Annotated in this window: 26 protein-coding genes and 1 tRNA gene; 11 read left to right on the top strand and 16 right to left on the bottom strand. The window is 71.0% G+C overall.

Translation table 11 applies throughout. From position 1 onward, the window contains the following. The 4 genes from Q0818_RS08005 to Q0818_RS08020 all read right to left on the bottom strand — a co-directional run bounded on the left by Q0818_RS08005 (window position 1) and on the right by Q0818_RS08020 (window position 2,224). Window positions 1-201, bottom strand: coding sequence for a cold-shock protein (locus Q0818_RS08005; RefSeq protein ID WP_076676782.1), 201 nt, complete (start codon window positions 199-201; stop codon window positions 1-3). Window positions 202-332: 131 nt separating this feature from the next. Continuing rightward, window positions 333-935, bottom strand: a complete 603-nt coding sequence (locus Q0818_RS08010) for a LytR C-terminal domain-containing protein (RefSeq protein ID WP_298873414.1) — start codon at window positions 933-935, stop codon at window positions 333-335. 35 nt (window positions 936-970) lie between these two features. Further along, window positions 971-1,225: a DUF3263 domain-containing protein gene (locus tag Q0818_RS08015; RefSeq protein WP_298873415.1), complete on the bottom strand. Its 255-nt coding sequence runs from the start codon at window positions 1,223-1,225 to the stop codon at window positions 971-973. Window positions 1,226-1,234: 9 nt separating this feature from the next. Further along, window positions 1,235-2,224: a DUF2332 domain-containing protein gene (locus tag Q0818_RS08020; RefSeq protein WP_298873416.1), complete on the bottom strand. Its 990-nt coding sequence runs from the start codon at window positions 2,222-2,224 to the stop codon at window positions 1,235-1,237. A 72-nt stretch (window positions 2,225-2,296) separates the two neighbouring features. Here Q0818_RS08020 and msrB point away from each other — a divergent pair, with 72 nt between their 5' ends. Then, on the top strand, window positions 2,297-2,716 hold the full coding sequence (gene msrB / locus Q0818_RS08025) for a peptide-methionine (R)-S-oxide reductase MsrB (protein ID WP_298873417.1): 420 nt from the start codon (window positions 2,297-2,299) through the stop codon (window positions 2,714-2,716). Beyond that, window positions 2,713-3,282, top strand: a complete 570-nt coding sequence (locus Q0818_RS08030) for a nitroreductase family protein (RefSeq protein ID WP_298873418.1) — start codon at window positions 2,713-2,715, stop codon at window positions 3,280-3,282. The genes msrB and Q0818_RS08030 overlap by 4 nt, the downstream gene beginning before the upstream one ends. Before the next feature lie 162 nt (window positions 3,283-3,444). Here the strand turns inward: Q0818_RS08030 and Q0818_RS08035 are convergent, their stop codons facing one another. Continuing rightward, on the bottom strand, window positions 3,445-4,386 hold the full coding sequence (locus tag Q0818_RS08035) for a DMT family transporter (protein WP_298873419.1): 942 nt from the start codon (window positions 4,384-4,386) through the stop codon (window positions 3,445-3,447). 178 nt (window positions 4,387-4,564) lie between these two features. On the opposite strand from Q0818_RS08035, the gene Q0818_RS08040 reads away from it, so the two are divergent. The 3 genes from Q0818_RS08040 to Q0818_RS08050 all read left to right on the top strand — a co-directional run bounded on the left by Q0818_RS08040 (window position 4,565) and on the right by Q0818_RS08050 (window position 7,260). Then, window positions 4,565-6,415 (top strand): amylosucrase, encoded by a 1,851-nt coding sequence (locus tag Q0818_RS08040; RefSeq protein WP_298874219.1) that lies wholly within the window; start codon window positions 4,565-4,567, stop codon window positions 6,413-6,415. Window positions 6,416-6,426: 11 nt separating this feature from the next. Beyond that, window positions 6,427-6,708, top strand: coding sequence for a hypothetical protein (locus tag Q0818_RS08045; protein WP_298873420.1), 282 nt, complete (start codon window positions 6,427-6,429; stop codon window positions 6,706-6,708). A 78-nt stretch (window positions 6,709-6,786) separates the two neighbouring features. Further along, a complete protein-coding gene (locus Q0818_RS08050; RefSeq protein WP_298873421.1) occupies window positions 6,787-7,260 on the top strand; it encodes a nucleoside deaminase in 474 nt (157 codons plus the stop codon). Between the two features lie 33 nt (window positions 7,261-7,293). On the opposite strand, the gene Q0818_RS08055 is transcribed toward Q0818_RS08050, so the two are convergent. From Q0818_RS08055 to Q0818_RS08065, 3 genes are all read right to left on the bottom strand, one after another. Beyond that, window positions 7,294-7,366 (bottom strand) — tRNA-Thr (locus Q0818_RS08055). A 47-nt stretch (window positions 7,367-7,413) separates the two neighbouring features. Continuing rightward, window positions 7,414-7,791: a hypothetical protein gene (locus Q0818_RS08060; RefSeq protein WP_298873422.1), complete on the bottom strand. Its 378-nt coding sequence runs from the start codon at window positions 7,789-7,791 to the stop codon at window positions 7,414-7,416. A 41-nt stretch (window positions 7,792-7,832) separates the two neighbouring features. Further along, window positions 7,833-8,786: a thioredoxin domain-containing protein gene (locus tag Q0818_RS08065; protein WP_298873423.1), complete on the bottom strand. Its 954-nt coding sequence runs from the start codon at window positions 8,784-8,786 to the stop codon at window positions 7,833-7,835. Window positions 8,787-8,999: 213 nt separating this feature from the next. On the opposite strand from Q0818_RS08065, the gene ugpC reads away from it, so the two are divergent. Next, window positions 9,000-10,103, top strand: a complete 1,104-nt coding sequence (gene ugpC, locus Q0818_RS08070) for a sn-glycerol-3-phosphate ABC transporter ATP-binding protein UgpC (RefSeq protein WP_298873424.1) — start codon at window positions 9,000-9,002, stop codon at window positions 10,101-10,103. A gap of 83 nt (window positions 10,104-10,186) precedes the next feature. Further along, the gene (locus tag Q0818_RS08075; protein ID WP_298873425.1) at window positions 10,187-11,509 is read left to right on the top strand and encodes a DUF4032 domain-containing protein; all 1,323 of its coding nucleotides are present in this window, start codon (window positions 10,187-10,189) and stop codon (window positions 11,507-11,509) included. A 207-nt stretch (window positions 11,510-11,716) separates the two neighbouring features. Here the strand turns inward: Q0818_RS08075 and Q0818_RS08080 are convergent, their stop codons facing one another. From Q0818_RS08080 to cysS, 3 genes are read right to left on the bottom strand one after another with little or no spacing between them, the layout of a single operon-like run. After that, window positions 11,717-12,358: an NAD(P)-dependent oxidoreductase gene (locus Q0818_RS08080; RefSeq protein WP_298873426.1), complete on the bottom strand. Its 642-nt coding sequence runs from the start codon at window positions 12,356-12,358 to the stop codon at window positions 11,717-11,719. 19 nt (window positions 12,359-12,377) lie between these two features. Then, window positions 12,378-13,373: a 23S rRNA (guanosine(2251)-2'-O)-methyltransferase RlmB gene (gene rlmB, locus Q0818_RS08085; RefSeq protein ID WP_298873427.1), complete on the bottom strand. Its 996-nt coding sequence runs from the start codon at window positions 13,371-13,373 to the stop codon at window positions 12,378-12,380. Further along, on the bottom strand, window positions 13,366-14,760 hold the full coding sequence (cysS, locus tag Q0818_RS08090) for a cysteine--tRNA ligase (RefSeq protein WP_298873428.1): 1,395 nt from the start codon (window positions 14,758-14,760) through the stop codon (window positions 13,366-13,368). The genes rlmB and cysS overlap by 8 nt, the downstream gene beginning before the upstream one ends. A gap of 68 nt (window positions 14,761-14,828) precedes the next feature. Between cysS and Q0818_RS08095 the strand changes: the two genes are divergently transcribed. After that, window positions 14,829-15,290 (top strand): GNAT family N-acetyltransferase, encoded by a 462-nt coding sequence (locus Q0818_RS08095; protein WP_298873429.1) that lies wholly within the window; start codon window positions 14,829-14,831, stop codon window positions 15,288-15,290. Window positions 15,291-15,299: 9 nt separating this feature from the next. On the opposite strand, the gene ispD is transcribed toward Q0818_RS08095, so the two are convergent. Both ispD and Q0818_RS08105 read right to left on the bottom strand, forming a co-directional pair. Then, window positions 15,300-16,502, bottom strand: a complete 1,203-nt coding sequence (gene ispD / locus Q0818_RS08100) for a 2-C-methyl-D-erythritol 4-phosphate cytidylyltransferase (protein ID WP_298873430.1) — start codon at window positions 16,500-16,502, stop codon at window positions 15,300-15,302. An 88-nt stretch (window positions 16,503-16,590) separates the two neighbouring features. Continuing rightward, window positions 16,591-17,073 (bottom strand): CarD family transcriptional regulator, encoded by a 483-nt coding sequence (locus Q0818_RS08105; RefSeq protein ID WP_056229249.1) that lies wholly within the window; start codon window positions 17,071-17,073, stop codon window positions 16,591-16,593. Window positions 17,074-17,220: 147 nt separating this feature from the next. Between Q0818_RS08105 and Q0818_RS08110 the strand changes: the two genes are divergently transcribed. Beyond that, window positions 17,221-17,811 carry a DNA modification methylase gene (locus tag Q0818_RS08110; protein WP_298873431.1) on the top strand — a complete coding sequence of 197 codons (591 nt, stop codon included), beginning with the start codon at window positions 17,221-17,223 and terminating at the stop codon, window positions 17,809-17,811. Window positions 17,812-17,879: 68 nt separating this feature from the next. Here the strand turns inward: Q0818_RS08110 and Q0818_RS08115 are convergent, their stop codons facing one another. Continuing rightward, a complete protein-coding gene (locus Q0818_RS08115) occupies window positions 17,880-18,563 on the bottom strand; it encodes a response regulator transcription factor (protein ID WP_298873432.1) in 684 nt (227 codons plus the stop codon). Further along, window positions 18,560-19,774, bottom strand: a complete 1,215-nt coding sequence (locus tag Q0818_RS08120) for an ATP-binding protein (protein WP_298873434.1) — start codon at window positions 19,772-19,774, stop codon at window positions 18,560-18,562. Before Q0818_RS08120 ends, Q0818_RS08115 begins: the two co-directional genes overlap by 4 nt. Before the next feature lie 172 nt (window positions 19,775-19,946). Here Q0818_RS08120 and phoU point away from each other — a divergent pair, with 172 nt between their 5' ends. Beyond that, window positions 19,947-20,630 carry a phosphate signaling complex protein PhoU gene (gene phoU / locus Q0818_RS08125; RefSeq protein WP_298873438.1) on the top strand — a complete coding sequence of 228 codons (684 nt, stop codon included), beginning with the start codon at window positions 19,947-19,949 and terminating at the stop codon, window positions 20,628-20,630. A gap of 57 nt (window positions 20,631-20,687) precedes the next feature. Here phoU and Q0818_RS08130 read toward each other — a convergent pair whose 3' ends face one another. Then, a complete protein-coding gene (locus tag Q0818_RS08130) occupies window positions 20,688-21,434 on the bottom strand; it encodes a phosphoglyceromutase (protein WP_298873440.1) in 747 nt (248 codons plus the stop codon). Window positions 21,435-21,494: 60 nt separating this feature from the next. Here Q0818_RS08130 and Q0818_RS08135 point away from each other — a divergent pair, with 60 nt between their 5' ends. Beyond that, a complete protein-coding gene (locus Q0818_RS08135) occupies window positions 21,495-22,283 on the top strand; it encodes a class I SAM-dependent methyltransferase (RefSeq protein ID WP_298873442.1) in 789 nt (262 codons plus the stop codon). Window positions 22,284-22,349: the final 66 nt, after the last annotated feature.

Here is a 22,349-nt window from a genome sequence, read left to right on the forward strand (position 1 = left end):
TCAGGCCAGGCGCACGGACTCCGCCTGCGGGCCCTTCTGACCGGTGCCGACGGTGAATTCGACCGCCTGACCTTCCTCGAGGACGCGGAAACCCGACATCTCGATGCTCGAGTAGTGGACGAACACGTCCTGCCCATCGGACACGGTGATGAACCCGTAGCCCTTCTCGGCGTTGAACCATTTGACGGTGCCCTGCGTCATGCGAATCTCCTGTTGCTGGATGACTCGGTCATCGTAAGCACGCCGGATGCCGCCGAACCGGCCCCTCCGGCCATTGTTGACGCGCGTGCCCCCAACTTGTTACGCCGCGGAAACACGCGGCGTACCCGGGGTCACGGGGCCGTGGCGGAAGGGGTCGCGCCGGGGGCGCGGTCGAGTCCGATCACCACGACGAGGCGCTTGACGGCGCTCTCGTCGTCGGGGGTGTTCGGGTCGTCGGTGGGCTGCAGGAAATCGCTCTGCGCGACCTCGGCACCGCCGATGGTCTGCGCGAGGCCCTGCGCCGCCGCCGCGTCGGCGTCGCGGAGGTAGTAGACGGTGGTCTGCGCGAAGTCGGTGGTGTCGGAGTCGCCCGTCTCGACCGTGTCGCCGGACCACCCGGCCGCCACGATCTGATCGCGCACCGATGCAGCGAGGCCGTCCTGGCCGGTGCCATTGAGCACCACGACGGAGTACGAGGTGTCGACGACGGCGGGCGTGGTCGGTTCAGCCGAGACCGTCGGAGCGGGCGCGTCGCCGGCTCCGAAGCTGATGCGGCCCGACGCCACGAGGGAGCCGAAGATGCCCACGATGATGAGCACGAGCGTGGCGATGGCCGCCCAGAGGAAGACGATCCATCCGCGCAGGCGCGGTCTCTCGGCCCGGTGCGCTCCGACGCGGCCGGTGGAGTCCGGCAGGTCGTCGAAGCGATCCCGAGGGAAGGTCGATCTGGCCATTGGACGATGCTATCGGTCGACGCCGGGGCGCCCCGTCAGCGGGCGGCCGTCCGGCCCAGCCGCGCGCGCTGCTGGGCGGCCCCGTCGTCGCGCCGCCGCCGCAGACGCCGCACGAGCATCGGATCGTGCGCGAGGGCCTCAGGAGTGTCGATCAACCGTCCGAGCAGTTGGTAATAACGAGCGGGGGTGAGGCCGAACTCGGCGCGGATCGCCTCCTCCTTCGCACCCGCGTGGCGCCGCCATTCACCCTCGAAGGCGAGGAAGGCGAGATCGCGGTCCGAAAGAGGCACGCGGCCACGCTACTGCGCTGCCGCCGTCCGCCCCGGATGCCACGCCACCCACGCGCCGAGCGGATCCACCTCGGCCAGCACCTCGCCGTCGAGGGCGAGGGCGAAACCGCCTCGCCCCCGACGCGGCACGCTCGTCCACCCGTCGTGGAGCGCGGGGGCATCCAGTGTCACCCAGCGGCCCGCGGCCCGGGCGGCGGCGATGATCGCGCCGCGTCGCGCGCGCGGCACGTGCGCCAGCACCCCCGGTGTCGTGACCACGAGCGTGGCGCCCGTCGGCGCGTCGGCGGCGAGCGCGGGCAGGGCCTCGGCACCGTCGCCCGACACGAGTCGCGGCGGATCCGCGGCGGCGATGTCGAGAGCGGAGGCGATGCGCTCGCGGCGCCCCTCCTCCCCCGGCCACACCAGACCCTCGAGCCACCCCCTGTCGTCCTCATCGCGGGCGTCGAGGGGGTGGAGGTCGATCCCCGCGCGCCAGACGATCTCGGGCATCCGCAGCGCCGGGTCGCCGGTGAGGTCGCTGTGCAGTTCGACGGCGGAGGGACCGTCCACGGGATCCAGGGCCACGAGCTCGTCTCCCCGGTGGTACCGGTACGAATACCGGTCGGGGTACAGGCACAGCCCGGCGCTCGCGCCGACCTCGAGCAGCGCGATCGGTCCCTCGATGCGAGCGAGTGCCGGCAGCAGCGCCGCGCACCGCAACGGCTCGTTCGTCTGCACGCTGCGCGCCGCGCACTGCGCGGCGACCCGTTCGGCGTTGGCGACCACCCATCGCGCCCACGCGTCGACGTCGCCCATCGGCGCCCCCAGCACGCGCATCACGGCGAAGACCAGCGGGGGTTGACGACGGGTGTCGGGGATCGGTGCGAGGGCCGCCGCGACCGCGGGATCGTCCACCACTCGACGCGCCCACGCTTCGTAGACCGCGGATCTGCCGGGCGCCTCGTCGCGGGCGAACCGCCCGTAGCGTTCGATGACGGCGTCCACGGCATCCTGATCCACCGTCGAATCATCGCAGCACGACCTGACCGGCGCCCGGCACGAGACAATGGAGGTAGACGAAGGAGAGAACACATGACCTACGCCGTCGACAAGTCCGACGACCAGTGGCGCGCCGAACTCAGCCCCGAGCAGTACGCCGTCCTGCGCCAGGCGGGCACCGAACGCGCCTGGACCGGTGAGCTGCTCGACGAGAGCCGCGCCGGCCTGTACACCTGCGCCGCGTGCGGCAACGAGCTGTTCCGCAGCGGCACGAAGTTCGACTCGCACTGCGGGTGGCCGAGCTTCTACGAGTCGGTGCGGCCGGAGGCGGTCGAGCTTCTCGACGACAACAGCCACGGCATGCAGCGCACCGAGGTGCGATGCGCGAACTGCGGCTCGCACCTGGGCCACGTCTTCCCCGACGGCTTCGGCACCCCCACGGGCGACCGCTACTGCATGAACTCGCTGTCGCTGAACTTCACCCCCGCCGACTCCCCCGCCGACGAGGCATGAGCGCCCTCGAGGCGATGCGCGACCGCCGGTCGTGGTCGAAGGTCACCGACCTCGCCCCCACCGGCCCCGAGCTCGAGGCCTTCGTCGCCGCGGCCGGTCGCGTCGCCGACCACAAGAGCCTTAAGCCGTGGCGACTCATCGAGATCCGCGGCGCCGATCGCGATCTCCTCGCGCGCGCGCTGAACAAGGCGGACGGCAAGAAGGGGTACTCCTCCAAGCCGCGTCGCGCGCCGCTCATCATCGCGGTGGTGGCCGATCTCGGCTCGAAGAAGATCCCCGCGTGGGAGCAGGAGGCCGTGGCATCCGGTGTCGCCCACATGCTGAGCCTCGTGCTCGACGAGGCCGGATTCGGGGTGTTCTGGCGCACCGACGACAACACCCGCCACAGGGTGCTCGCCAAGGCGCACGGGCTGGCGAAGCACGAGGTGCTGCTGGGCTGGCTCTACGTCGGCGGCAAGCCGAAGATGTCGCGGCCCGTGCGACGCAAGACGGTGGATGCCGCGAAGCACCTCTCCCGCATGCCGGGAGGCAAGAAGAAGCGCAAGGTCGACGAAGCGCGCCTCTGACGCGCACGATCGAACGGCCCCGACGCCGCCGGCTCCGGTCGGCGGCGTCGTCGCGTTCTCGGCGGGTGATCTCGCCGCCCCACGGCCGGGGCGGGCGAAACCGACCGGCCGCGGCCGGGCAGGGCCGAACGGCGGGTCCACGGCATCCGTCCCGTACGGGACTCAGCGACTCCGGCGCCTCCACGGGACGGCGGCCACGGCGACCCCGGCGATCGCGACCGCTGCGGCGAGCAGCGCCACCGCCGTCGCGGGGGCGGCGGGAGCGGGCCACAGCGCGTCGAGCAGCACCGAGGTGGTGAGCAGGCCGACCACCGACCCGAGCCCCAGCAGCAGCACGCCCGTGCGGCGCACGACCACCGCCGACAGGAAGATGTAGATCACGCCCACCGCTCCGCCGACGTAGAGCCACGGTTCCGTCGGCACGACGCGGGGAGCGCCCACGACACCGACGTGCACCGACGCCGCCACGAGCAGCACCACGGTGCCGCCGATGAAGTTCACCAGCGTCGCGGTCAGCGGGCTCTCCACGCGCACGCGCAGTCGCCCGTTCGTCCCCTGCTGCCAGGCGACGCCCGCACCGGCGATCGCCGGTACGACGAGCATCCAGAGGGGGACGCCGCCGAGCGCGTCCCCCGACAGGCACACCACGACCCCGGCGATGGCCAGCAGCGCGCCGACGACGCGTCGGACCGTCACCGGCACGACACCCGCCGGCCCGAACCCGACACGATCCAGCACCAACCCGCCTGTGGTCTGCCCGGCGACGAAGCCGACCGTGAAGAGGGCGACTCCGATCGTCGCCACCGTCAGCCCCTGGCTCGCGACGGTGAACGCCCCCGCGAGACCGCCGAGCAGCATCCACGCGGGGATCGTGCGCGACCGGATGCCGGATACGAGGCGTCCGAACCCGCGGCGCCCCTGCGGCAGCACGGCCGAGAGCACGATGAGGATGAGCAATCCCGAACCGAAGGAGATCGCGGCGGCGACGAACCCGTCGCCGATCTCGGCTCCGAGGGTGCCGTTGATGCGGGCTTGGAGAGCCGTGAGGGCGCCGATGAGCACTGCTCCGGCGACGGCGATGCCGACGGTTCCGCGCTCCGACACCGCTCTCCCCTCGCTCCCCCGCTCGGGGTCCACCCTCGATCGTACGGCGAGGCGCTGGAAGAGCCGATGCGCCACCAGGGTCGGTCCGCTCTCGGGCCGCCGTCGACGAGAGGCCCCGGCATGCGTCAGGCTTTCCCTCGTGACACAGCTCCCGCGCACCTCCCATGACGTCTCCGCGATCCTCGCCGATCTCACCGCCGACAACGTCGACCGCGAATTCCTGGCGAACGCCGAGGTGCACCTCCCTCGTCTGCACGACCTGTTCACCCAGCTCTACGGCGAGCGGGTCGACGGCTTCGAGCGTCTGGCATCCGTGGTCGATCTGGCACGGCGTTCCTGGGCGGCGCGTCCCGCCGACCTCAAGGCCCTGGACCGCGCGCGCGAGAGCGACCCCGAGTGGTTCGAGAGCGAGCGCATGGTCGGGGGCGTCTGCTACGTCGACCGCTATGCGGGCGGGCTCAGCGGCATCCGGGACTCCATTCCGTACTTCCGCGAGCTCGGCCTCACCTATCTGCACCTCATGCCGCTGTTCGAGAGCCCCGAGGGCAACAGCGACGGCGGTTACGCGGTGTCCAGCTACCGTCGCGTGAACCCGACGCTGGGGACGATGGCCGAACTGGCCGAGCTCGCCGCGGAGCTGCGCCGGGCCGGCATCTCGCTCGTGGTCGACTTCATCTTCAATCACACCAGCAACGAGCACCGCTGGGCGCAGAAGGCCATCGCCGGCGAGCGCGGATACGAGGACTTCTACCTCATCTTCCCCGACCGCGAGATGCCCGACGCCTACGAGCAGACGACGCGCGAGATCTTCCCCGACGACCACCCGGGCTCGTTCGTGCAGCTCGACGACGGGCGCTGGATCTGGGCGACGTTCTATCACTTCCAGTGGGACCTGAACTACGCCAACCCCGCCGTCTTCGAGGCGATGGCCGGCGAGATGCTGTTCCTGGCGAACCAGGGCGTGGGGATCCTCCGGATGGATGCCGTGGCCTTCATCTGGAAGCGACTGGGCACAACGTGCGAGTCGCTGCCCGAGGCGCATCTGCTGCTGCAGGCGTTCAACGCGGTGCTGCGGATGGCCGCCCCGGGACTGCTGTTCAAGTCGGAAGCGATCGTGCACCCCGACGAGGTCGTCTCCTACATCTCCCCCGAGGAGTGCCAGCTCTCCTACAACCCGCTGCAGATGGCCCTCACGTGGGAGGCGCTCGCCACCCGGGACGGACGCCTGCTGCAGCAGGCCCTCGAGCGTCGGCACGCCCTGCCCGAGGGCACGGCGTGGGTCAACTACGTCCGCAGCCACGACGACATCGGCTGGACCTTCGCCGATGAGGACGCCGCCGAGCTCGGCATCGACGGCCACCCGCACCGCCGGTTCCTGAACGACTTCTACGTGGGTCGGGCCCCCGGCACGTTCGCGCGCGGCGTGCCGTTCCAGGAGAACCCGCGCACGGGCGACGCCCGCGTCACCGGCACCACGGCAGCCCTCGCCGGGATCGAGGCCGGCGACGCCGGCGGCGAGGACCGCGTCATCCTCGCCCACGCGCTCGCCCTGTCGACCGGCGGCATCCCGCTGCTCTACCTCGGAGACGAGGTGGCCCAGCTCAACGATTACGGCTACACCGACCGCCCCGAGGAAGCGGGCGACAGCCGGTGGGTGCACCGTCCGTTCCGTCCCGCGCAGAACTACGCGGACCGGGCGGATGCCGCGACCCCGGCCGGACGCGTGTTCGCCCGTCTCTCGCGCCTGCTCGACGTGCGCCGCTCCACCCCGGAGTTCGCGGGCAACGAGCTCATCGCCTTCGACGCGCACGTTCCGTCGATCGTCGCTTTCCTCCGCCCCGGCGACACCGGCTTCGCCGTCCTCGTCGTCGCCAACGTCGCCGACTCGGCCGTCGAGATCGACGGAGTGACCCTGTCGGGCCTGGCGCCCGAGGCCCTGGACCTCGTTTCGTCCGCGCCGGTCTGGCTGGGGGCGGGGCTGACCCTCGGTGCGCACGGGACGCGATGGCTGCGCGTGCAGCCGCGCTGACGAGCCCCGCCATGAGCTCCGACGCCGCCCCGCCCGGCAATCACGTGCGCCATGTCCTGGCGCTGCTCGCCGGGCTGGCGGCGATGGCGAGCGTCGTGTGGGCACCGGCCGGTCTCGTGGGCGACCTGATCATGCTCGTCGTCGGCGTCGCGGCCCTCCTGTTCGCCTGGGAGAGCGGCGCGCGGCCCGGCCCCCTGCGGCCGATCGCGATCGCCGGCGCCCTGCTCGCGGGGCTGGTCACGATCGCCGCGGCCGGCGTCTTCCTCGTCGCGCTCGCGAACGCCCTCTCGTGAACCAGCGGAGGCGGTAGCACGGTTGCCCCCGGGAGCCCAGCCCCCGACGCCGGGCGGGCGGCCGCCTAGCGTCGAGCCATGAACCACCAGGAACTGTCCGCCCTCACCGTCTCGCGAGCCCAGGAGAACGTCGACGCCGGAGGCAAGCCCTTCGCCTGTCTCATCGTCAAGGACGGGGAGATCGTCGTCGAGGCGGTCAATCACGTCGCGCAGGACGGCGATCCCACCGCCCACGCCGAGATCCGCGCCATCCGCGCCGCGGCCGAGAAGGGCATCGGCGACCTGTCCGGCTACGACATGTACGTCACGGCCTATCCGTGCCCGATGTGCCTGGGCGCCGTCTACTACGCCCAGCCCGACCGCCTCTTCTTCGCCGTCACGCGCGAGGAGGAGGGCGAGCACTACGAAGACGGCAACCGGCTCATGTCGCTGGCGACGTTCTACGACGAGTACGCGAAGGCTCCGGAGCACCGGTCGCTGCCCGCCGAGCAGGTCCGGGTGGATGACGCGACGGCGCCGTTCCGGGAGTGGACCGCGCGTCACGGGTCCTGAGCGCCGGACGCCCGGGTCGTTCCGTGGGTGAGGTGCCGGCTACAGGACTTGAACCTGCAACCCCCGTATTACAAGTACGGTGCGCTACCAATTGCGCCAAGCCGGCGGGAGGCGATCATCGCCTCGGCGATCGAGTCTATGACCTCGACGCGCTCACTCCGCGTGCCGGCCGCTGTGTCGATCCCACTCGAGCGACTTGAACTGCAGGAACGAGCAGAGGTTGCCGGCGATCACCAGCTCGGCGGCGAGGCTCGCCATGTCGTGGGGGCTGAGCGTGAGGTCGTCGGGACGCGCGGTGAGCGTCGCCTCCCACAGAGGGTCGTCGTAGCCGCGCGGCTGCATGTAGACCGACGCCGTGGTGTTGCGCATGGTCATCACGACCAGACCGGTGTCCTGCCCGTCGGCGTCTTCCTGGTCGACGACCTTGATCGTGCCGGTCATGGCATGACCCTGCGTGAGGAACTCCTCGACCCACGCTCGCAGCTGATCACGGGACCGCCGCGGCGGGGAGTCCTCGAGCTCGTCTTCCATTTCACCAGAATCTCATAAGTCGCTGCGTCGCAGCGGCGCGATCAACCCGCGGGGGTCGTCGACGGGGTGGGGGTGGGAGTCGCCGTGGAGTAGTAGGCGTTGCTGTCGACCGTGAGCACGAACTGGGCGAATTCCTTCGCGTCATCCATGTTGCCGACGTACTCCGTGCCGTTGACGAGGACCGTCGGGGTCGCGGTGAGCGCGTGACCATCGGTGCCGGGCAGACCCTTGATGGCGCGGTCGGTCGCGGCCTTCGCCCACGAGGTGTACGTCTCGTCTTCGATGCAGCCGCGCACGGTCGCCACGTCGCTGACACCGGCGCCCTGGGCCATGTCGGCGAGCTGCTGGTCGCTGTATCCGTCGGAATCCACCGCGGGCTGGTTCGTGAGCAGCTCGTGGTTGAAGGCGAAGAAGCGGTCGGAGGCGTGGGTCGCGACGCACGCGGCCGCGCCCGCCGCACGCAGGCTGTACTTCGTGCCGTTGGACTTCGACGTGAGCATCGCGACCGGGTAGTACGTGAGCGTCGCCGCGCCGTCGTCGACCCACTTCGACAGCTGCGTCGCGTTGGCCGCCTGGAACTCGTGCGCCTCGGTCGACATGTAGTCGACGTACACGCGGATGTCGACGGGAGCGGCGGTCGCGGCGGGCTCCGGCGTCGCAGCGGCCGTGGGCGCGGCATCCGCCGACATCGTGGCGGCGCTGCCGTCGACCGTCTGGTCGGCGAGGGGGTCGGCGACACCGGATGCCGAGGTCACGACGAAACCGTCGTCGGTCGCGGCGTCGGGGAGTGCCTGCGAGCGAGCCTCGCGCGAGTTCAACGCGGCCGAGACGCCGACCGCTCCCACGGCGATCACCGCGACGGCCCCGACGGCCAGCAACGAGCGGCGCGCGATGCGCCAGCGCGTCTGCTTGGCTTTCACCTGCTGCGCCTTCTCACGCACCGCCTCGCGACGGTCGCGTTCGGCGGGAACGTTCGGGGACTGGTCGTGGGACATGAAACCTTCCGGGCATAAACGTCTGCCGCATGAAATCGGGGGGAACGCGCGGGTGGGGCGAACGATCAACGATGCTAACCAGGCTGGCTGAGAAATGACCAGACACGTGCGATACTGACCCTGCGTCCACTGTCGGGCGCACGGGGTCGCCCCCGTTCATTCCATTCACTACGGATCGTCCGGCACGTACCTGCCGGTGAAGGAGAAGAAAACATGGCGTCCGTCACCTTCGACAACGCAACCCGTCTGTACCCGGGCGGAACCCGCCCCGCGGTCGACAAGCTCAACCTCGACGTCGCAGACGGTGAGTTCCTCGTCCTCGTCGGTCCCTCGGGCTGCGGAAAGTCCACCTCGCTGCGCATGCTCGCCGGCCTCGAAGAGGTCAACTCGGGCCGCATCCTCATCGGCGACCGCGACGTCACCGACGTGCCCCCGAAGGACCGCGACATCGCGATGGTCTTCCAGAACTACGCGCTGTACCCGCACATGACCGTCGCCGAGAACATGGGCTTCGCGCTCAAGATCGCCGGTGTCGGCAAGGAGGAGCGCGCCGCTCGCGTCCTCGAGGCCGCCAAGCTCCTCGACCTCGAGCAGTACCTCACCCGCAAGCCCAAGGCCCTCTCGGGTGGTCAGCGTCAGCGCGTCGCCATGGGCCGCGCGATCGTCCGTCAGCCCCAGGTCTTCCTCATGGACGAGCCGCTGTCGAACCTCGACGCCAAGCTCCGCGTCCAGACGCGTACCCAGATCGCGTCCCTCCAGCGCCGCCTCGGCGTCACCACGGTCTACGTCACGCACGACCAGACCGAGGCCCTCACCATGGGCGACCGCATCGCGGTCCTCAAGGACGGCCTGCTCCAGCAGGTCGGCACCCCGCGCGATCTGTACGAGACCCCGAAGAATGTCTTCGTCGCCGGCTTCATCGGCTCGCCCGCGATGAACCTGTTCACGGCGGACCTCGCCGAGGGTGGCGTCCAGTTCGGCGACATGGTGGTCCCGGTCGAGGCCGACACCATCGGCAAGGCGCACGGCTCCGAGGTCACGATCGGTGTCCGTCCGGAAGACATCCAGGTCGCCCCGGCCGACGGCCGCGGCCTCACGGTCGTCGTCGACCTCGTCGAGGAGCTCGGCGCCGACGGTTACCTCTACGGTCACACCGACATCAACGGCAAGCGCACCGACCTGGTCGCGCGCGTCGACGGTCGTCGTCACCCCAACGCGGGCGAGACGGTGGTTCTGGCCCCGGTCCCCGGACACGTGCACGTGTTCGACCTCGAGTCGGGCGAGCGCCTGACCGACCGGGCCATCGCCTCGGCCTGACCCACGCACCGACGCGGCGCGTCCCCGGAACCCCGACCTCGTCGGGCCGGGGGCGCGCCGCACCGTTTTCACCGGAGGTTCCCGTGTCCGAATCGCTCAGCATCACCGCCAGCACCGTCGATCCGGGCCTCCTGCAGCTGCCCTGGTCCACCGGCCTCGCCGACTGGCCCAGCAGCCACATCGTCGCCCTGCCCAAGGGCATCTCGCGTCACCTCGTGCGCTTCGCGAACCTCTCCGGTCGCGTCGTGGCCATCAAGGAGACGACCGAGGAGATGGCTCGACGCGAGTACGACATGCTCGGCAACCTCGACCGTCTCGACGCTCCCTGCGTCGACCGCGTCGCGGTGATCGCGGGGCGCACCGACGCCTCGGGACGCCCGCTGCCCGCGGCCCTGGTCACCGCGCACCTGAAGTTCTCGCTCCCCTACCGCGCCCTGTTCACGCAGGTGCTGCGACCGCACACCGCGACGCGCCTCGTCGATGCTCTGGCAGTCCTCCTCGTGCGGCTGCACAACGTCGGGTTCTACTGGGGCGACGTGTCGCTGTCGAACACCCTCTTCCGTCGCGACGCGGGCGAGTTCGCCGCCTACCTCGTCGATGCCGAGACCGGTGAGCTGCACGGCAACCGCCTGAGCCCGGGCCAGCGCGCACACGACCTCGACATCGCCCGCACCAACATCGCCGGCGAGATCATGGACCTCGAGGCCGGCGGGCGTCTCGAGGGCGGTGTGGATGCCATCGCCATCGCCGACGGCCTCGTCGCCTCGTACCACTCGCTGTGGGGAGCCCTCACCGACAAGGAGACGTTCGCTGTCGACGAGTCGTGGCGCATCACCGAGCGCGTGCACCGCCTGAACGCCCTGGGCTTCGACATCGGCGAGATGTCGATCCGCACCGCGAGCGACGGGACACAGGTCTCGATCCAGCCGAAGGTCGTGGATGCCGGGCATCACCAGCGCCGTCTGCTGCGGCTGACCGGGCTCGACGTCGAGGAGAATCAGGCCCGCCGCCTGCTCAACGACCTCGACGAGTTCCGCGCTCGGGTGTCGCGCCTCGGCGCCGACGAGGAGATGGTCGCGCACGAATGGCTCACGCGCGTGTTCGAGCCGATCGTCATGGCGATCCCGTGGGACCTGCGCGCCAAGCTCGAGCCCGCCGAGGTGTTCCACCAGGTGCTGGAGCACCGCTGGTACATGTCGCAGGCGCGCGGCCGGTCCGTGCCCCTGGCCGAGGTCGTCAGCTCGTACATCGACGACGTTCTGCGCCACCGCCGCGACGAGGCGACCGTCATGGGTCCGCCGACCGACACGATGTCGCTCCCGACGGTCTCCGACGCCGACGCTCCCGCCACGGGAGAGGTCCCGACGACCGACACCGACGCGGTGAACTGGCGCGACCTGGTCTGAGCCGCCCGCGCGTCGCCGACGCCGCGGCCATCCTCCATCCGCGAGGTCGCACCGTGGGTCCGAGACCCCGCGTTCCGCCACCGCCGCAAGGTGTCACCTCGCGGCGATCGTGCGCCCTTGCGCAGAGCGGCGACGCGCGGCCGCACGGCGAAGGCCGCGGCATCCGGGATCAGATCCGGGATGCCGCGGCCTCGGTGTCGCGACGGCTCAGTAGCCGACCGTGAAGCGCTCTCGCGTGTGCTTCGGGGTCTCGATCTCGTCGAGCACGGCCACGGCGAAGTCGGCCCCGCCGATGAACGAGTCGCCCTTGTCGTCGACGACGAGCACGTCGCCGCCGTCGCGGTAGGTGCCGGTGCGCTCCCCCGGCGCCCAGGAGCCGAAGCCGCCGGCCGGGTGCACGTAGAACCAGTCCCGGCCGGTGTCGTCGGCCTGGAGGTCTTCGAGGATGCCGATGGCCTCGCGCGCCTCGGGCTTGTACTCCTCGGCGAAACCGTCGGTGTCGATCAGGCGTGGCCCGCCCTCGGCGACGAGCGATCCGCCCGCCCCGCCCACGACGCCGATGCGCACGTTCTCCGGCAGGGCCGCGACGAGCTCCGCCACGGCGGGGCGCAGCTTGCCCTCCATGTCGCCGCGGGGGGCGACGGCCGAGACGACCACGTCGACGCCCTCGAGCTGGGCGACCAGGCCCGGAACGTCCAGGACGGTGCCCTCGAGGTAGGTCGCCCCCTCGACGCGCTCGGTGGGTACCGTGCGCGCGATCGAGACGACCGTGTGGCCGCGGCGGACGGCCTCGGTCACGATGTGGCTGCCGGCGTAGCCGGTGCCTCCGATGACGGCGATGCGGGGCATGAGCGTTCCTCTCGGGGAGTCAGACCGTGCCGCGCAGCGTCGACACCTGGTACAGGGCGACGGATGCGGCGATACCGGCGTTCAGCGATTCGGTGGCGGCGGAGATGGGAATGGAGACGACCTGGTCGCACGTCTCGGTGACCAGGCGCGACAGACCCTTGCCCTCGGATCCGACGACGATCACGACGGGACGGTCGGCGAGCTCGAGGGCGGGGAGCGACACGTCGCCGTCGCCGTCGAGTCCCAGCACGAAGACGCCCTGCTTCTTGAACTCCTTGAGCGTGGCCGTGAGGTTCGCGGCGAGAGCGACCGGAATGCGCGCGGCGGCACCGGCACTGGTCTTCCACGCGGCGGAGTTGACGCTCGCCGAACGACGCTGCGGGATGATCAGGCCCTGACCGCCGAAGGCACCCGTGGAGCGGATGATGGCACCGAGGTTGCGCGGGTCGGTCACGCCGTCGAGGGCCACGAGCAGCGGCACCTCACCGCGGTCGATGATCTTCTCGAGCAGATCCTGCGGGTGGGCGTACGCGTACGGCGGCACCTTCAGCGCGACGCCCTGGTGGACGCCGTCGAACCCGGCCATGCGGTCGAGCTCGGGCCGCGTCACCTCGAGGACGGGGATGCCGCGGTTCGTCGCGATCGAGAGCATCTCCTTCACGCGGTCGTCCATCTCGACGCGCTGCGCGATGTACATCGCCGTGGCGGGGATCTTCGCGCGCAGGGCCTCGAGCACGGAGTTACGGCCGGTGACCGTCTCGGTGTCGTCGGCGGCCTTGGGGCTCTTGCGGTTGGGGTTGCCGACCGCGCGCACACCGGGCCGGCCCTTGCCACCGGCGGCCGCGTAGCGTTCCTCGGCGGCCTTGCGCTTGCCGGCGGGGTGCCAGGCGCGGTCTTCGGCCTTGGGGGTGGGACCACGCCCCTCGAGCGCCTTGCGGGAGTGCCCGCCGGTGCCCTTGAGGGGGCCCTTCTTCTTGCCGGGGTTGCGTGCTCCCGGGCGTCCTGGCTTAGGCATCGATACTCCAATTGGTTCCGGCCGGAGTGTCCTCCAGCGTGATTCCGGCGGCGGCGACGGCATCGCGGATGCGGTCGGCGGCAGCCCAGTCCTTGTCGGCGCGAGCGCGGGCGCGCTGCGCGATCATCTCCCGCACGAGGGCGTCCAGTGCGGCGTCCGCAGCACCGGTGGCGACGGCGGGCTCGGCGGCATCCAATCCCAGGATGCCGAGCATCGCCGCAACCGAGCGATGAGCGGCGACCGCGGCGGCGGTGTCTCCCGCGTCGATCGCGGCGTTGCCGGCGCGCACGGTCTCGTGCAGCGTCGCGAGCGCCTGGGGCACCCCGAGGTCGTCGTCCATGGCGGCGGCGAACTCCGCGGGGACCTCGCCCGGCACGATCACGAGCGGATCGGCGTCGGCTGCGCGCAGGACGCGCTGGCGAAACGTCGAGATGCGCTCGAGCGCGCTGGCGGCTTCGGCGAAGGCCCGGTCCGACACGTCGAGGCTCGAGCGGTAGTGGGCGGCCGCGAGGGCGTATCGAACGACGCGCGGATCGTGATCGTCGAGCACGTCGGCGGCCAGGGTGAAGTTGCCCAGCGACTTCGACATCTTCTGCCCGTCCACGGTGACCAGGCCGTTGTGCACCCAGTACCTCGCGAAGGCGTCGCCTGCGGCGGTGGACTGCGCGATCTCGTTCTCATGATGCGGGAATCGCAGGTCGAGGCCGCCGCCGTGGATGTCGAATTCGGGGCCCAGGTAGCGCCGCGACATCGCGGAGCACTCGATGTGCCAGCCGGGGCGACCCGCACCCCACGGCGAGGCCCACGTCGCCGACGCCGGCTCCCCCTCTTTCGCGCCCTTCCACAGCGCGAAGTCGTGCGGGTCGCGCTTGCCCCGGGGATCGGCGTCCGCGGCGGGCTCCATGGCATCCAGGCCCTGTCGCGTGAGCTCGCCGTACGCGGGCCAGGAGCGCACGTCGAAGTACACGTCGCCCTCGGCGGCGTAGGCGTGGCCGCGCTCGATGAGCTCGGCGATGAGCTCCTGCATCTGCGTCACCGACGCGGTGGCGCGCGGCTCGTAGGTGGGCGGAAGGATGCCGACGGCCGCGTACGCCCGCGAGAACTCGAGCTCCATGCGATAGGCCAGCGCCCACCACGGCTCAGTCTCGGTGGCGTTCGCGAGCACCTTGTCGTCGATGTCGGTGACGTTGCGCACGAAGGTCACCCGCCCGAAGCGGTGGTGCAGCCACCGGCGGAGCAGGTCGAAGGCGAGAGCCGCCCGGACGTGACCGATGTGGGGACCGGACTGGACGGTCGGTCCGCAGACGTAGAGGGTGACGTTCGAGGGGTCGAGAGGGACGAACTCGCGCAGAGCCTGCGCTTTCGTGTCATACAGCCGAACGGTCACCCTCCCAGCCTACCGGCCGCCCCTCCGCACGACCCGTGCGTGAAACACGACCCCGCTAGGGTGCCGGGGTGCCTCTGCTGATCCGCCCCGACGACCTCACCTCCGATGCCACGCGCGCACTGGCGGCCGCGCACCTCGCGGGGATGCACGAGAACACCCCCGCCGAGAGCGTGCACGCCCTCGATCTCGACGGTCTCACCGCCGACGGCATCACGGTGTGGTCGGCGTGGGTCGACGACGAGCTCGCCGGTATCGGGGCCTGCAAAGACCTCGGCGATGATCGCGCGGAGCTGAAGTCGATGCGGGTGGTCGAGGCGTTCCTCGGTCAGGGCATCGGTCGCGCCATCCTCCGTCACATCGTCGAGGACGCGCAGGAGCGCGGCATCCGCAGCCTCTGGCTCGAGACCGGCAGCACCGACGACTTCGTCCCCGCGCGCCGGCTGTACGCGAGCGAGGGATTCGAGGAGTGCCCGGCGTTTCCGCCCTACGCTCCCGACCCGCTGTCGACGTTCATGACGCGGCGGCTCTGACCCGCAGGCTCAGGCCGGCAGCACGAGCGCGGTCGCGAATGCGGCCACACCCTCGGTGCGCCCGGTGAATCCGAGCCCGTCGGTGGTGGTGGCGCTGACCGAGACGGGCGCCCCGCCGGCCGCAGCCGAGAGCGCCTGCTCCGCCTCCGTGCGCCTCGCGGCGAAACGGGGCCGATTCGCCTGCACCTGCACCGAGACGTTGCCCACCCGCCAGCCCGCGGCCGAGAGCAGCCCGACCGTGTGCGAGAGGAAGGCGTCGGCGTGGGCACCGGCGAACTCGGGGCGGTCGGTCCCGAAATGCGTCCCGATGTCGCCGAGCCCCGCGGCGGCGAGCAGAGCGTCGACGATCGCGTGGGCGACGGCGTCCCCGTCGGAGTGTCCCGAGAGGGCGGCCTCTCCGGGCCACTCGAGGCCCGCGAGCCACAGCGTGCCCTCGCCCCCGAAGGCGTGCACGTCGGTTCCGATGCCCACCTGGGGCCCGCGCGGAGCCCGCGTCGGGGCGGCGACGATCGATGGGCGTTCGGAGACGAGTGATCGCGCGCGGTCGAGGTCGGACGCCGTCGTGATCTTGAACGCCACCGCGTCTCCCTCCACCGTCACAACCGGGTGACCGGCGGATGCCACGGCCGCGGCGTCGTCGGTGTGGTCGGCCTCCGCGTCACTTAGGGCAGCCTCCAAGACGTTCCGACGGAACCCCTGCGGGGTCTGCGCCGCCGCCAGCTCGGAACGGTCCACGGCCGCGATCACGCGACCCTCGGCGTCGATGCGCTTGATCGTGTCGACCACCGGCACGGCCGGGATCACCGCGGCGGCCCCCGCATCGATCGCGCCCACCACGCGGTCGAACACCGCGGGGGGCGTGAGCGCGCGGGCCGCGTCGTGCACGAGGACGATCTCCACGTCGGCCCACAGCGCCGCGAGTCCCGCGGCCACCGACGCCTGGCGGGTCTCGCCACCCGTGACGATCGTGACGAGGTCGGCGCGCTCACCGGCGGCATCGCGCGCGTCGGTCAGAGCCTCGCCCTCGAACCCGCGGGGCACGACGACGACGACCTGCGCGGAGGCGGCCGCGAAGACGCCACGGAGAGCGTGGTGGAGGATGCTGCGCTCGTCGAGGCCGACGAAGGCCTTGGGCGCACCACCCTTCAGACGGGTGCCGGAACCGGCGGCGACGACGATGACAGCGAGACGCGGAACCGGAGTGAGAGTCACCCGTTCACGCTAGCGCGGCCGCGCGTTCGCAGCGCCCACGACGACGGTCGGCGCGCACCCCGCAGGACGCGCGCCGATGTCGAAGACGTCAGGACGCGAGGACCTCGTCGAGCACGACGCTCGCACGGTCTTCGTCGGTCTTCTCGGCCAGAGCGAGCTCCGACACGAGGATCTGGCGCGCCTTGGCGAGCATGCGCTTCTCGCCGGCCGACAGGCCGCGATCCTGATCGCGGCGCCACAGGTCGCGAACGACCTCGCTGACCTTGATCACGTCGCCCGAAGCGAGCTTCTCGAGGTTCGCCTTGTAGCGACGCGACCAGTTGGTCGGCTCCTCGGTGAAGGGCGCGCGCAGCACCTCGAAAACACGGTCGAGACCCTCTTTGCCGATGACGTCACGGACGCCGACGAGGTCGACGTTGTCGGCAGGGACCTCGATCACGAGGTCTCCCTGGGTGACGTTGAGCTTCAGGTACTTCTTCGTCTCGCCCTTGATAACGCGTTCTTTGACCTCGATGATCGTGGCCGCGCCATGGTGCGGGTAAACGACGGTCTCGCCAACCTCAAAAAGCATGGAGTTATGTCCTTTCGGCAACATCCAGGATACCACAGGCCCGCATGCGCTAAGGTTCCGCCCACCGTGATGCCACCCCTCGCTCCCGCGTACGCGAGGCGGGAGGCGGGACCGGGGCGCCACCGCGGACCGCGTAGGATGATTCCGATGTCGTCTGCCGTTCTTGGAGGATCCGTGAAAACGCGCCTGATCGCGTCCATCGCCGTGGGTGCCGCTGTCGTCCTGGGTACGACGGGGTGCAACCTCATCGCACCGCAGGCGACCACCATCGACTATTCCGCCTCCGACGGCGTGAACGTGCCCGCCGCCGCGGGCCCGCTGCACGTGCGCAACGCCCTCATCGTCGCCGACGAAGAGGGCACGACCGGCAACTTCGTCGCGGCCATCGTCAACGACACCACCGACCCGCTCACGCTGCGCGTCGAGGTCGGCGAGGGCTCCTCGGCCGTCAAGGCGACCGTGAACGTGCCGGCGAACCGCACCGTCAGCCTGGGCGACCTCACCAGCGACACCGAGCCGCTGCGTCTCGACGGCATCGACGCGATGCCCGGCACGACGGTGCCCGTGTACTTCCAGTCCGGCGACGGCGAGGGCTCGCTCATGCAGGTGCCCGTGCTCGACGGGGCTCTCGAGTACCTCTCCCCCCTCGCCCCGACGCCGACTCCGTCGTTCTCGGTGACCCCGATCCCGGTCATGCCGACCGTGACGCCGTCGCCCTCCGCGACCCCCGCGTCCTGACACGAACGACGAAGGCGCCGACGGTTCTCCGTCGGCGCCTTCGTCGTTCGTGGTGAGTCCGACCGGCGTCAGGCCTCGAAGCGGTAACCGAGGCCGCGCACCGTGACGAGCATGCTGGGCTCGCTCGGGTTCTGTTCGATGCGCGAGCGGATGCGCTTGATGTGCACGTCCAACGTCTTGGTGTCGCCGAAGTAGTCGGTCCCCCAGACGCGGTCGATGAGCTGACCGCGCGTGAGCACGCGACCGGCGTTGCGCATGAGCACCTCGAGCAGCTCGAACTCCTTGAGGGGGATGCTGATCTCGCTCCCGTCCACGGCGACCGTGTGCCGGTCGATGTCGAGCACCACGCGCCCACCCGAGAGCACCCGGTCGTCGAGATCGGCGTCATCGGGCGTGCGGCGACGCAGCACCGCCCGCATCCGCGCGAGCAGTTCGCGCGTGGAGTACGGCTTCGTGACGTAGTCGTCGGCGCCGAGCTCCAGGCCCACCACGATGTCGACCTCGGAGTCTTTCGCGGTCAGCATGATGATCGGCACCTGCGAGGTCAGACGGAGCTGGCGGCAGACCTCGGTCCCGGGCATCCCGGGGAGCATCAGGTCGAGCAGCAGGATGTCCGCTCCCCGCTCGCGGAAGGCGGTGAGCGCGAGCGCGCCGTCTTCGGCGATCTCGACCTCGTACCCTTCGCGGCGCAGGAGGTAGGCCAGCGGGTCGGCGAGGTCGGGCTCGTCCTCGACGATCAGAACGCGGGTCATGCGGTGTCTCCCTTCACGGGTGGGGCGATCGCTGCGGTGGCCTTGCGGCCCTTGCGACGCGGTTTGGAACGGACGCCGTCGAGATCGGGTGTCTCCGACAGCGGAAGGCGGATGGTGAAGGTCGAGCCGCGGGAGGGCCGGGACCACAGACGCACCTCGCCGCCGTGCCGTTGCACCGCGTGCTTCACGATGGACAGGCCGAGACCCGTTCCCCCGGTGCGCCGCGAGCGGGCCTGGTCGGCGCGGTAGAAGCGCTCGAATACCCGGTGCTGGTCGCTCTCGGGGATGCCGATCCCGCGGTCGGTGACGGCGATCTCCACGACCCCGTCGTCGAGCTTGACCCCGACGCCGACCTTGGACCCCTCCGGGGAGTACGCGATCGCGTTCGCGACCAGGTTGCCGAGCGCCTCGGTGAGGATCTGCGGCTCGCCGCGCACCCACAGCCCCTTCGTGCCGCCGCGGACCACCGTCACCTGGGCGGCGTCGGCCTGCACCGCATACGCCTCGACCGCGGCGGTCACGACCTCGTCGATCGACACATCCCGCACGTCGCGCAGCTCGTCGGCCGCCTGCAGGCGCGACAGGCTCAGGATGCGGTTGACCAGCGCGCTCAACCGGGTCACTTCGGCCTGCAGGCGCGTCGAGAAGTGACGCACCTGGGCGGGATCGTCGGCGGCGGACTCGATGGCCTCGGCGAGCAGGCTCACCGCCCCGACGGGCGTCTTCAGTTCGTGGCTGGTGTTGGCGACGAAGTCGCGCCGCATCTCTTCGACGCGCTCGCGCTCGGTGATGTCGCGCAGCACCAGCAGCGTCAGTCGTCCCGAGATGGGGGTGGCGCGCACCGCGACCAGCCTCGGCTCGGCCGGGGCCGCGCCCCGGCGCAGGCGCAGGTTCTCGGCGATGCCGGAGCCGGTGTCACGGGCGACGCGGGCGACGCGCTTGAGCTCTTCGCTGGCGATCACCTCGCCCGCGTGGACTCCGAAGACCTCCGCCGCCGGCGAGAGCGCCAGCACGGTCGACGAGGTGTCGCACACGAAGGCGGGGTCGTCCATCGCATCCAGCATGGCCTCCACGCCCTCCGGCACCTCGGTGGAGGTCTGAGCCAGAGTGCGGTTGCGAGCGCGGATGGCTCCGGCGATGAGGCCGACCACCGCGGCCCCGATGAGAAGGCCTGCCAGGAGCGCGAGCAGCGAGAGCTGCGGTTGTTCCATATCCACAGCGTAGAGGGGCGGATGCGACGTCACCCGCCGTTCACCCCCGCCCGGCGTCGGGCAGCAGCTACTATTCACTGTCACAGCACCACTCGTTAACCTTCGCTGGGAAGAATCCCCGAGGGTTGCGGGACACCCATGTGCCGTGCCGCCGACGAGGAAGGTACCCGCGATGCGCGAAGTATTCCACCAGTCCCTCGAGGACGTCCAGAGCCGCCTGGTCGAGATCGCCGACCTCGTGACGGTCGCCATCGACCGCGCCACGCGCGCCTTCGGCACGAGCGACGTCTCCCTCGCCGAAGAGGTCATCGAGGCCGATGCGGTCATCGACGAGAAGGCCGTCGAGCTCGACGAGCTGGCCATCGAGATCCTGGCCCGCCAGCAGCCCGTCGCCCGCGACCTGCGCATCGTGGTCACCGCACTGCGGGTGAGCGCATCGCTCGAGCGCATGGGCGACATGGCCGAGCACATCGCCCAGCTCGCGCGCTCGCGTTTCCCCGAGCGCGCCATCCCCAAGGGCCTGCGCACGACGTTCACCCGCATGGGCGAACTCGACGTCGAGGTCGCGCGCAAGCTCGCCGAGCTGCTCCGCACGCAGGATCTCCGCATCGCCGAGTCGATCCGCGACACCGACGACGACATCGACGAACTGCACATCAGCGTGTTCGAGAAGGTCCTCGGCGAGTCCTGGAAGGGCGAGGCCACGGCCACGGTCGACGCCACCCTCGCCAGCCGCTACCACGAGCGCTTCGCCGACCACGCGGTGTCGGTCGCCAAGAAGGTCGTGTACCTGGCCACCGGCGACTGGGCCGGCGCCGACGACGAGACCGAGCAGGAGCCCAGCCCGGTCATCTGACCGCGCACACGACGAAGGGGTGGATGCCGTGGCATCCACCCCTTCGTCGTGTCGGCGTCAGTGCTTGTTGCCCTGCGCGGCGACGGCGGCCGCACCGGCGGCAGCGGCCTCGGGGTCGAGGTACTCGCCGGGGCCGAGGGGCTTCATGTCGTCGTCGAGACGGTAGACGAGCGGGATGCCGGTCGGGATGTTCAGCTCGGCGATGTCGGCGTCGCTGATGCCCTCGAGGTGCTTCACGAGGCCGCGCAGCGAGTTGCCGTGCGCGGTCACGAGCACGGTCTTTCCGGCCTGCAGGTCGGGCACGATGTCGGAGTGCCAGTAGGGCAGCATGCGGTCGATGACGATGGCGAGCGACTCGGTGTCGGGCACCTCGCCGTCGATCCCCACGTAGCGCGGGTCGCCGACCTGGCTGTACTGGTCGTCGGCGGGCAGCGGGGGCGGCGGCACGTCGAACGACCGGCGCCAGAGCATGAACTGCTCGTTGCCGAACTCTTCGAGGGTCTGCGCCTTGTCCTTGCCCTGCAGCGCGCCGTAGTGGCGCTCGTTGAGGCGCCACGAGCGCTTCACCGGGATCCACAGGCGGTCGGCCGCGTCGAGGGCGATGTTGGCCGTCTGGATCGCGCGGCTGAGCACCGAGGTGTGCAGCACGTCGGGCAGCACGCCGGACTCGGCCAGCAGCTCACCGCCGCGCTGGGCCTCGGCCTTGCCCTGGTCGGTGAGTCGCACGTCGACCCAGCCGGTGAACTGGTTGGTCTTGTTCCACTCGCTCTGCCCGTGGCGGAGGAGGATCAGCGTGTGAGGCATGACTCCATGCTATCGACGCGGGACCCGCGCTCCGCGAGTGGTTGCTGGCATCATGTCCGAGTGACACCCTCGCCCGTCGGACGCCCCACGCGCGGCACCACGGGGACCAATCGCCTGCGACGCGTCGACCGTTGGATAGCCCGCCACCCCGTCCTCCGCCGCACCGACGACCCCCTCGTCGTCGACCTCGGGTTCGGGGCCAGCGCGGTGACGCCCCTCGAGCTCCTCGCCCGTCTGAGGCGGCAACGAGCGGATGCCACCGTCCTCGGTCTCGAGATCGACCCCGACCGGGTCGCCCGCGCACGCGAGCAGGCCGCAGGGGTCGACGGCGTCGCCTTCGCCCGTGGGGGCTTCGAGGTCCCCGTGGCGGGCGGACGCCGCCCCGCCGTGATCCGCGCGATGAACGTGCTGCGGCAGTACGACGAGGCCGACGTCGCCGACGCCTGGGCGCGCATGTGCGACCGCCTGCAGCCCGACGGCATCCTCGTCGAGGGCACGTGCGACGAGATCGGACGCATCGCCACCTGGGCGGAGGTGGGAGCGGATGCCGTCCCCCGCAGCCTCACGGTGTCCCTCAGCCTGAGTCACCTGGACTCCCCCGCCATCGCGGCGGAGCGACTGCCGAAGGCGCTCATCCACCGCAACGTCGCCGGCGAGCGGGTGCACGAGTTCGTGGCATCCCTGGATCGGGAATGGACGCGCGCGGCGGCGGTGGCTCCCTTCGGCCCGACCCACCGCTGGCGCACGGCGATGGCCGCCCTCGCCGACGCGGGCTGGCCGCTCGTGCGGACGGACAGGTGGCGCCTGGGCGAGGTCGGGGTGGCGTGGGAGGCCGTCGCTCCCGGCTGATCCGTGCAGCCCTCCGGCGATCCGCGGGCAGACCGCCGAAACCTGGCGGTCGGCCATGGGCCGGAG

Origin of the sequence: uncultured Microbacterium sp. (assembly GCF_947489255.1) — a bacterium.
Taxonomy (GTDB): Bacteria; Actinomycetota; Actinomycetes; order Actinomycetales; family Microbacteriaceae; genus Microbacterium; species Microbacterium phycohabitans.

Coding starts and splice junctions, on each gene's coding strand:
- Q0818_RS08005 (WP_076676782.1), bottom strand. CDS start 201: ATGACGCAGGGCACCGTCAAATGGTTCAACGCCGAGAAGGGCTACGGG.
- Q0818_RS08010 (WP_298873414.1), bottom strand. CDS start 935: ATGGCCAGATCGACCTTCCCTCGGGATCGCTTCGACGACCTGCCGGAC.
- msrB (WP_298873417.1), top strand. CDS start 2,297: ATGACCTACGCCGTCGACAAGTCCGACGACCAGTGGCGCGCCGAACTC.
- Q0818_RS08030 (WP_298873418.1), top strand. CDS start 2,713: ATGAGCGCCCTCGAGGCGATGCGCGACCGCCGGTCGTGGTCGAAGGTC.
- Q0818_RS08045 (WP_298873420.1), top strand. CDS start 6,427: ATGAGCTCCGACGCCGCCCCGCCCGGCAATCACGTGCGCCATGTCCTG.
- Q0818_RS08050 (WP_298873421.1), top strand. CDS start 6,787: ATGAACCACCAGGAACTGTCCGCCCTCACCGTCTCGCGAGCCCAGGAG.
- Q0818_RS08060 (WP_298873422.1), bottom strand. CDS start 7,791: ATGGAAGACGAGCTCGAGGACTCCCCGCCGCGGCGGTCCCGTGATCAG.
- Q0818_RS08065 (WP_298873423.1), bottom strand. CDS start 8,786: ATGTCCCACGACCAGTCCCCGAACGTTCCCGCCGAACGCGACCGTCGC.
- ugpC (WP_298873424.1), top strand. CDS start 9,000: ATGGCGTCCGTCACCTTCGACAACGCAACCCGTCTGTACCCGGGCGGA.
- Q0818_RS08080 (WP_298873426.1), bottom strand. CDS start 12,358: ATGCCCCGCATCGCCGTCATCGGAGGCACCGGCTACGCCGGCAGCCAC.
- rlmB (WP_298873427.1), bottom strand. CDS start 13,373: ATGCCTAAGCCAGGACGCCCGGGAGCACGCAACCCCGGCAAGAAGAAG.
- Q0818_RS08105 (WP_056229249.1), bottom strand. CDS start 17,073: ATGCTTTTTGAGGTTGGCGAGACCGTCGTTTACCCGCACCATGGCGCG.
- Q0818_RS08110 (WP_298873431.1), top strand. CDS start 17,221: ATGTCGTCTGCCGTTCTTGGAGGATCCGTGAAAACGCGCCTGATCGCG.
- Q0818_RS08115 (WP_298873432.1), bottom strand. CDS start 18,563: ATGACCCGCGTTCTGATCGTCGAGGACGAGCCCGACCTCGCCGACCCG.
- Q0818_RS08120 (WP_298873434.1), bottom strand. CDS start 19,774: ATGGAACAACCGCAGCTCTCGCTGCTCGCGCTCCTGGCAGGCCTTCTC.
- phoU (WP_298873438.1), top strand. CDS start 19,947: ATGCGCGAAGTATTCCACCAGTCCCTCGAGGACGTCCAGAGCCGCCTG.
- Q0818_RS08130 (WP_298873440.1), bottom strand. CDS start 21,434: ATGCCTCACACGCTGATCCTCCTCCGCCACGGGCAGAGCGAGTGGAAC.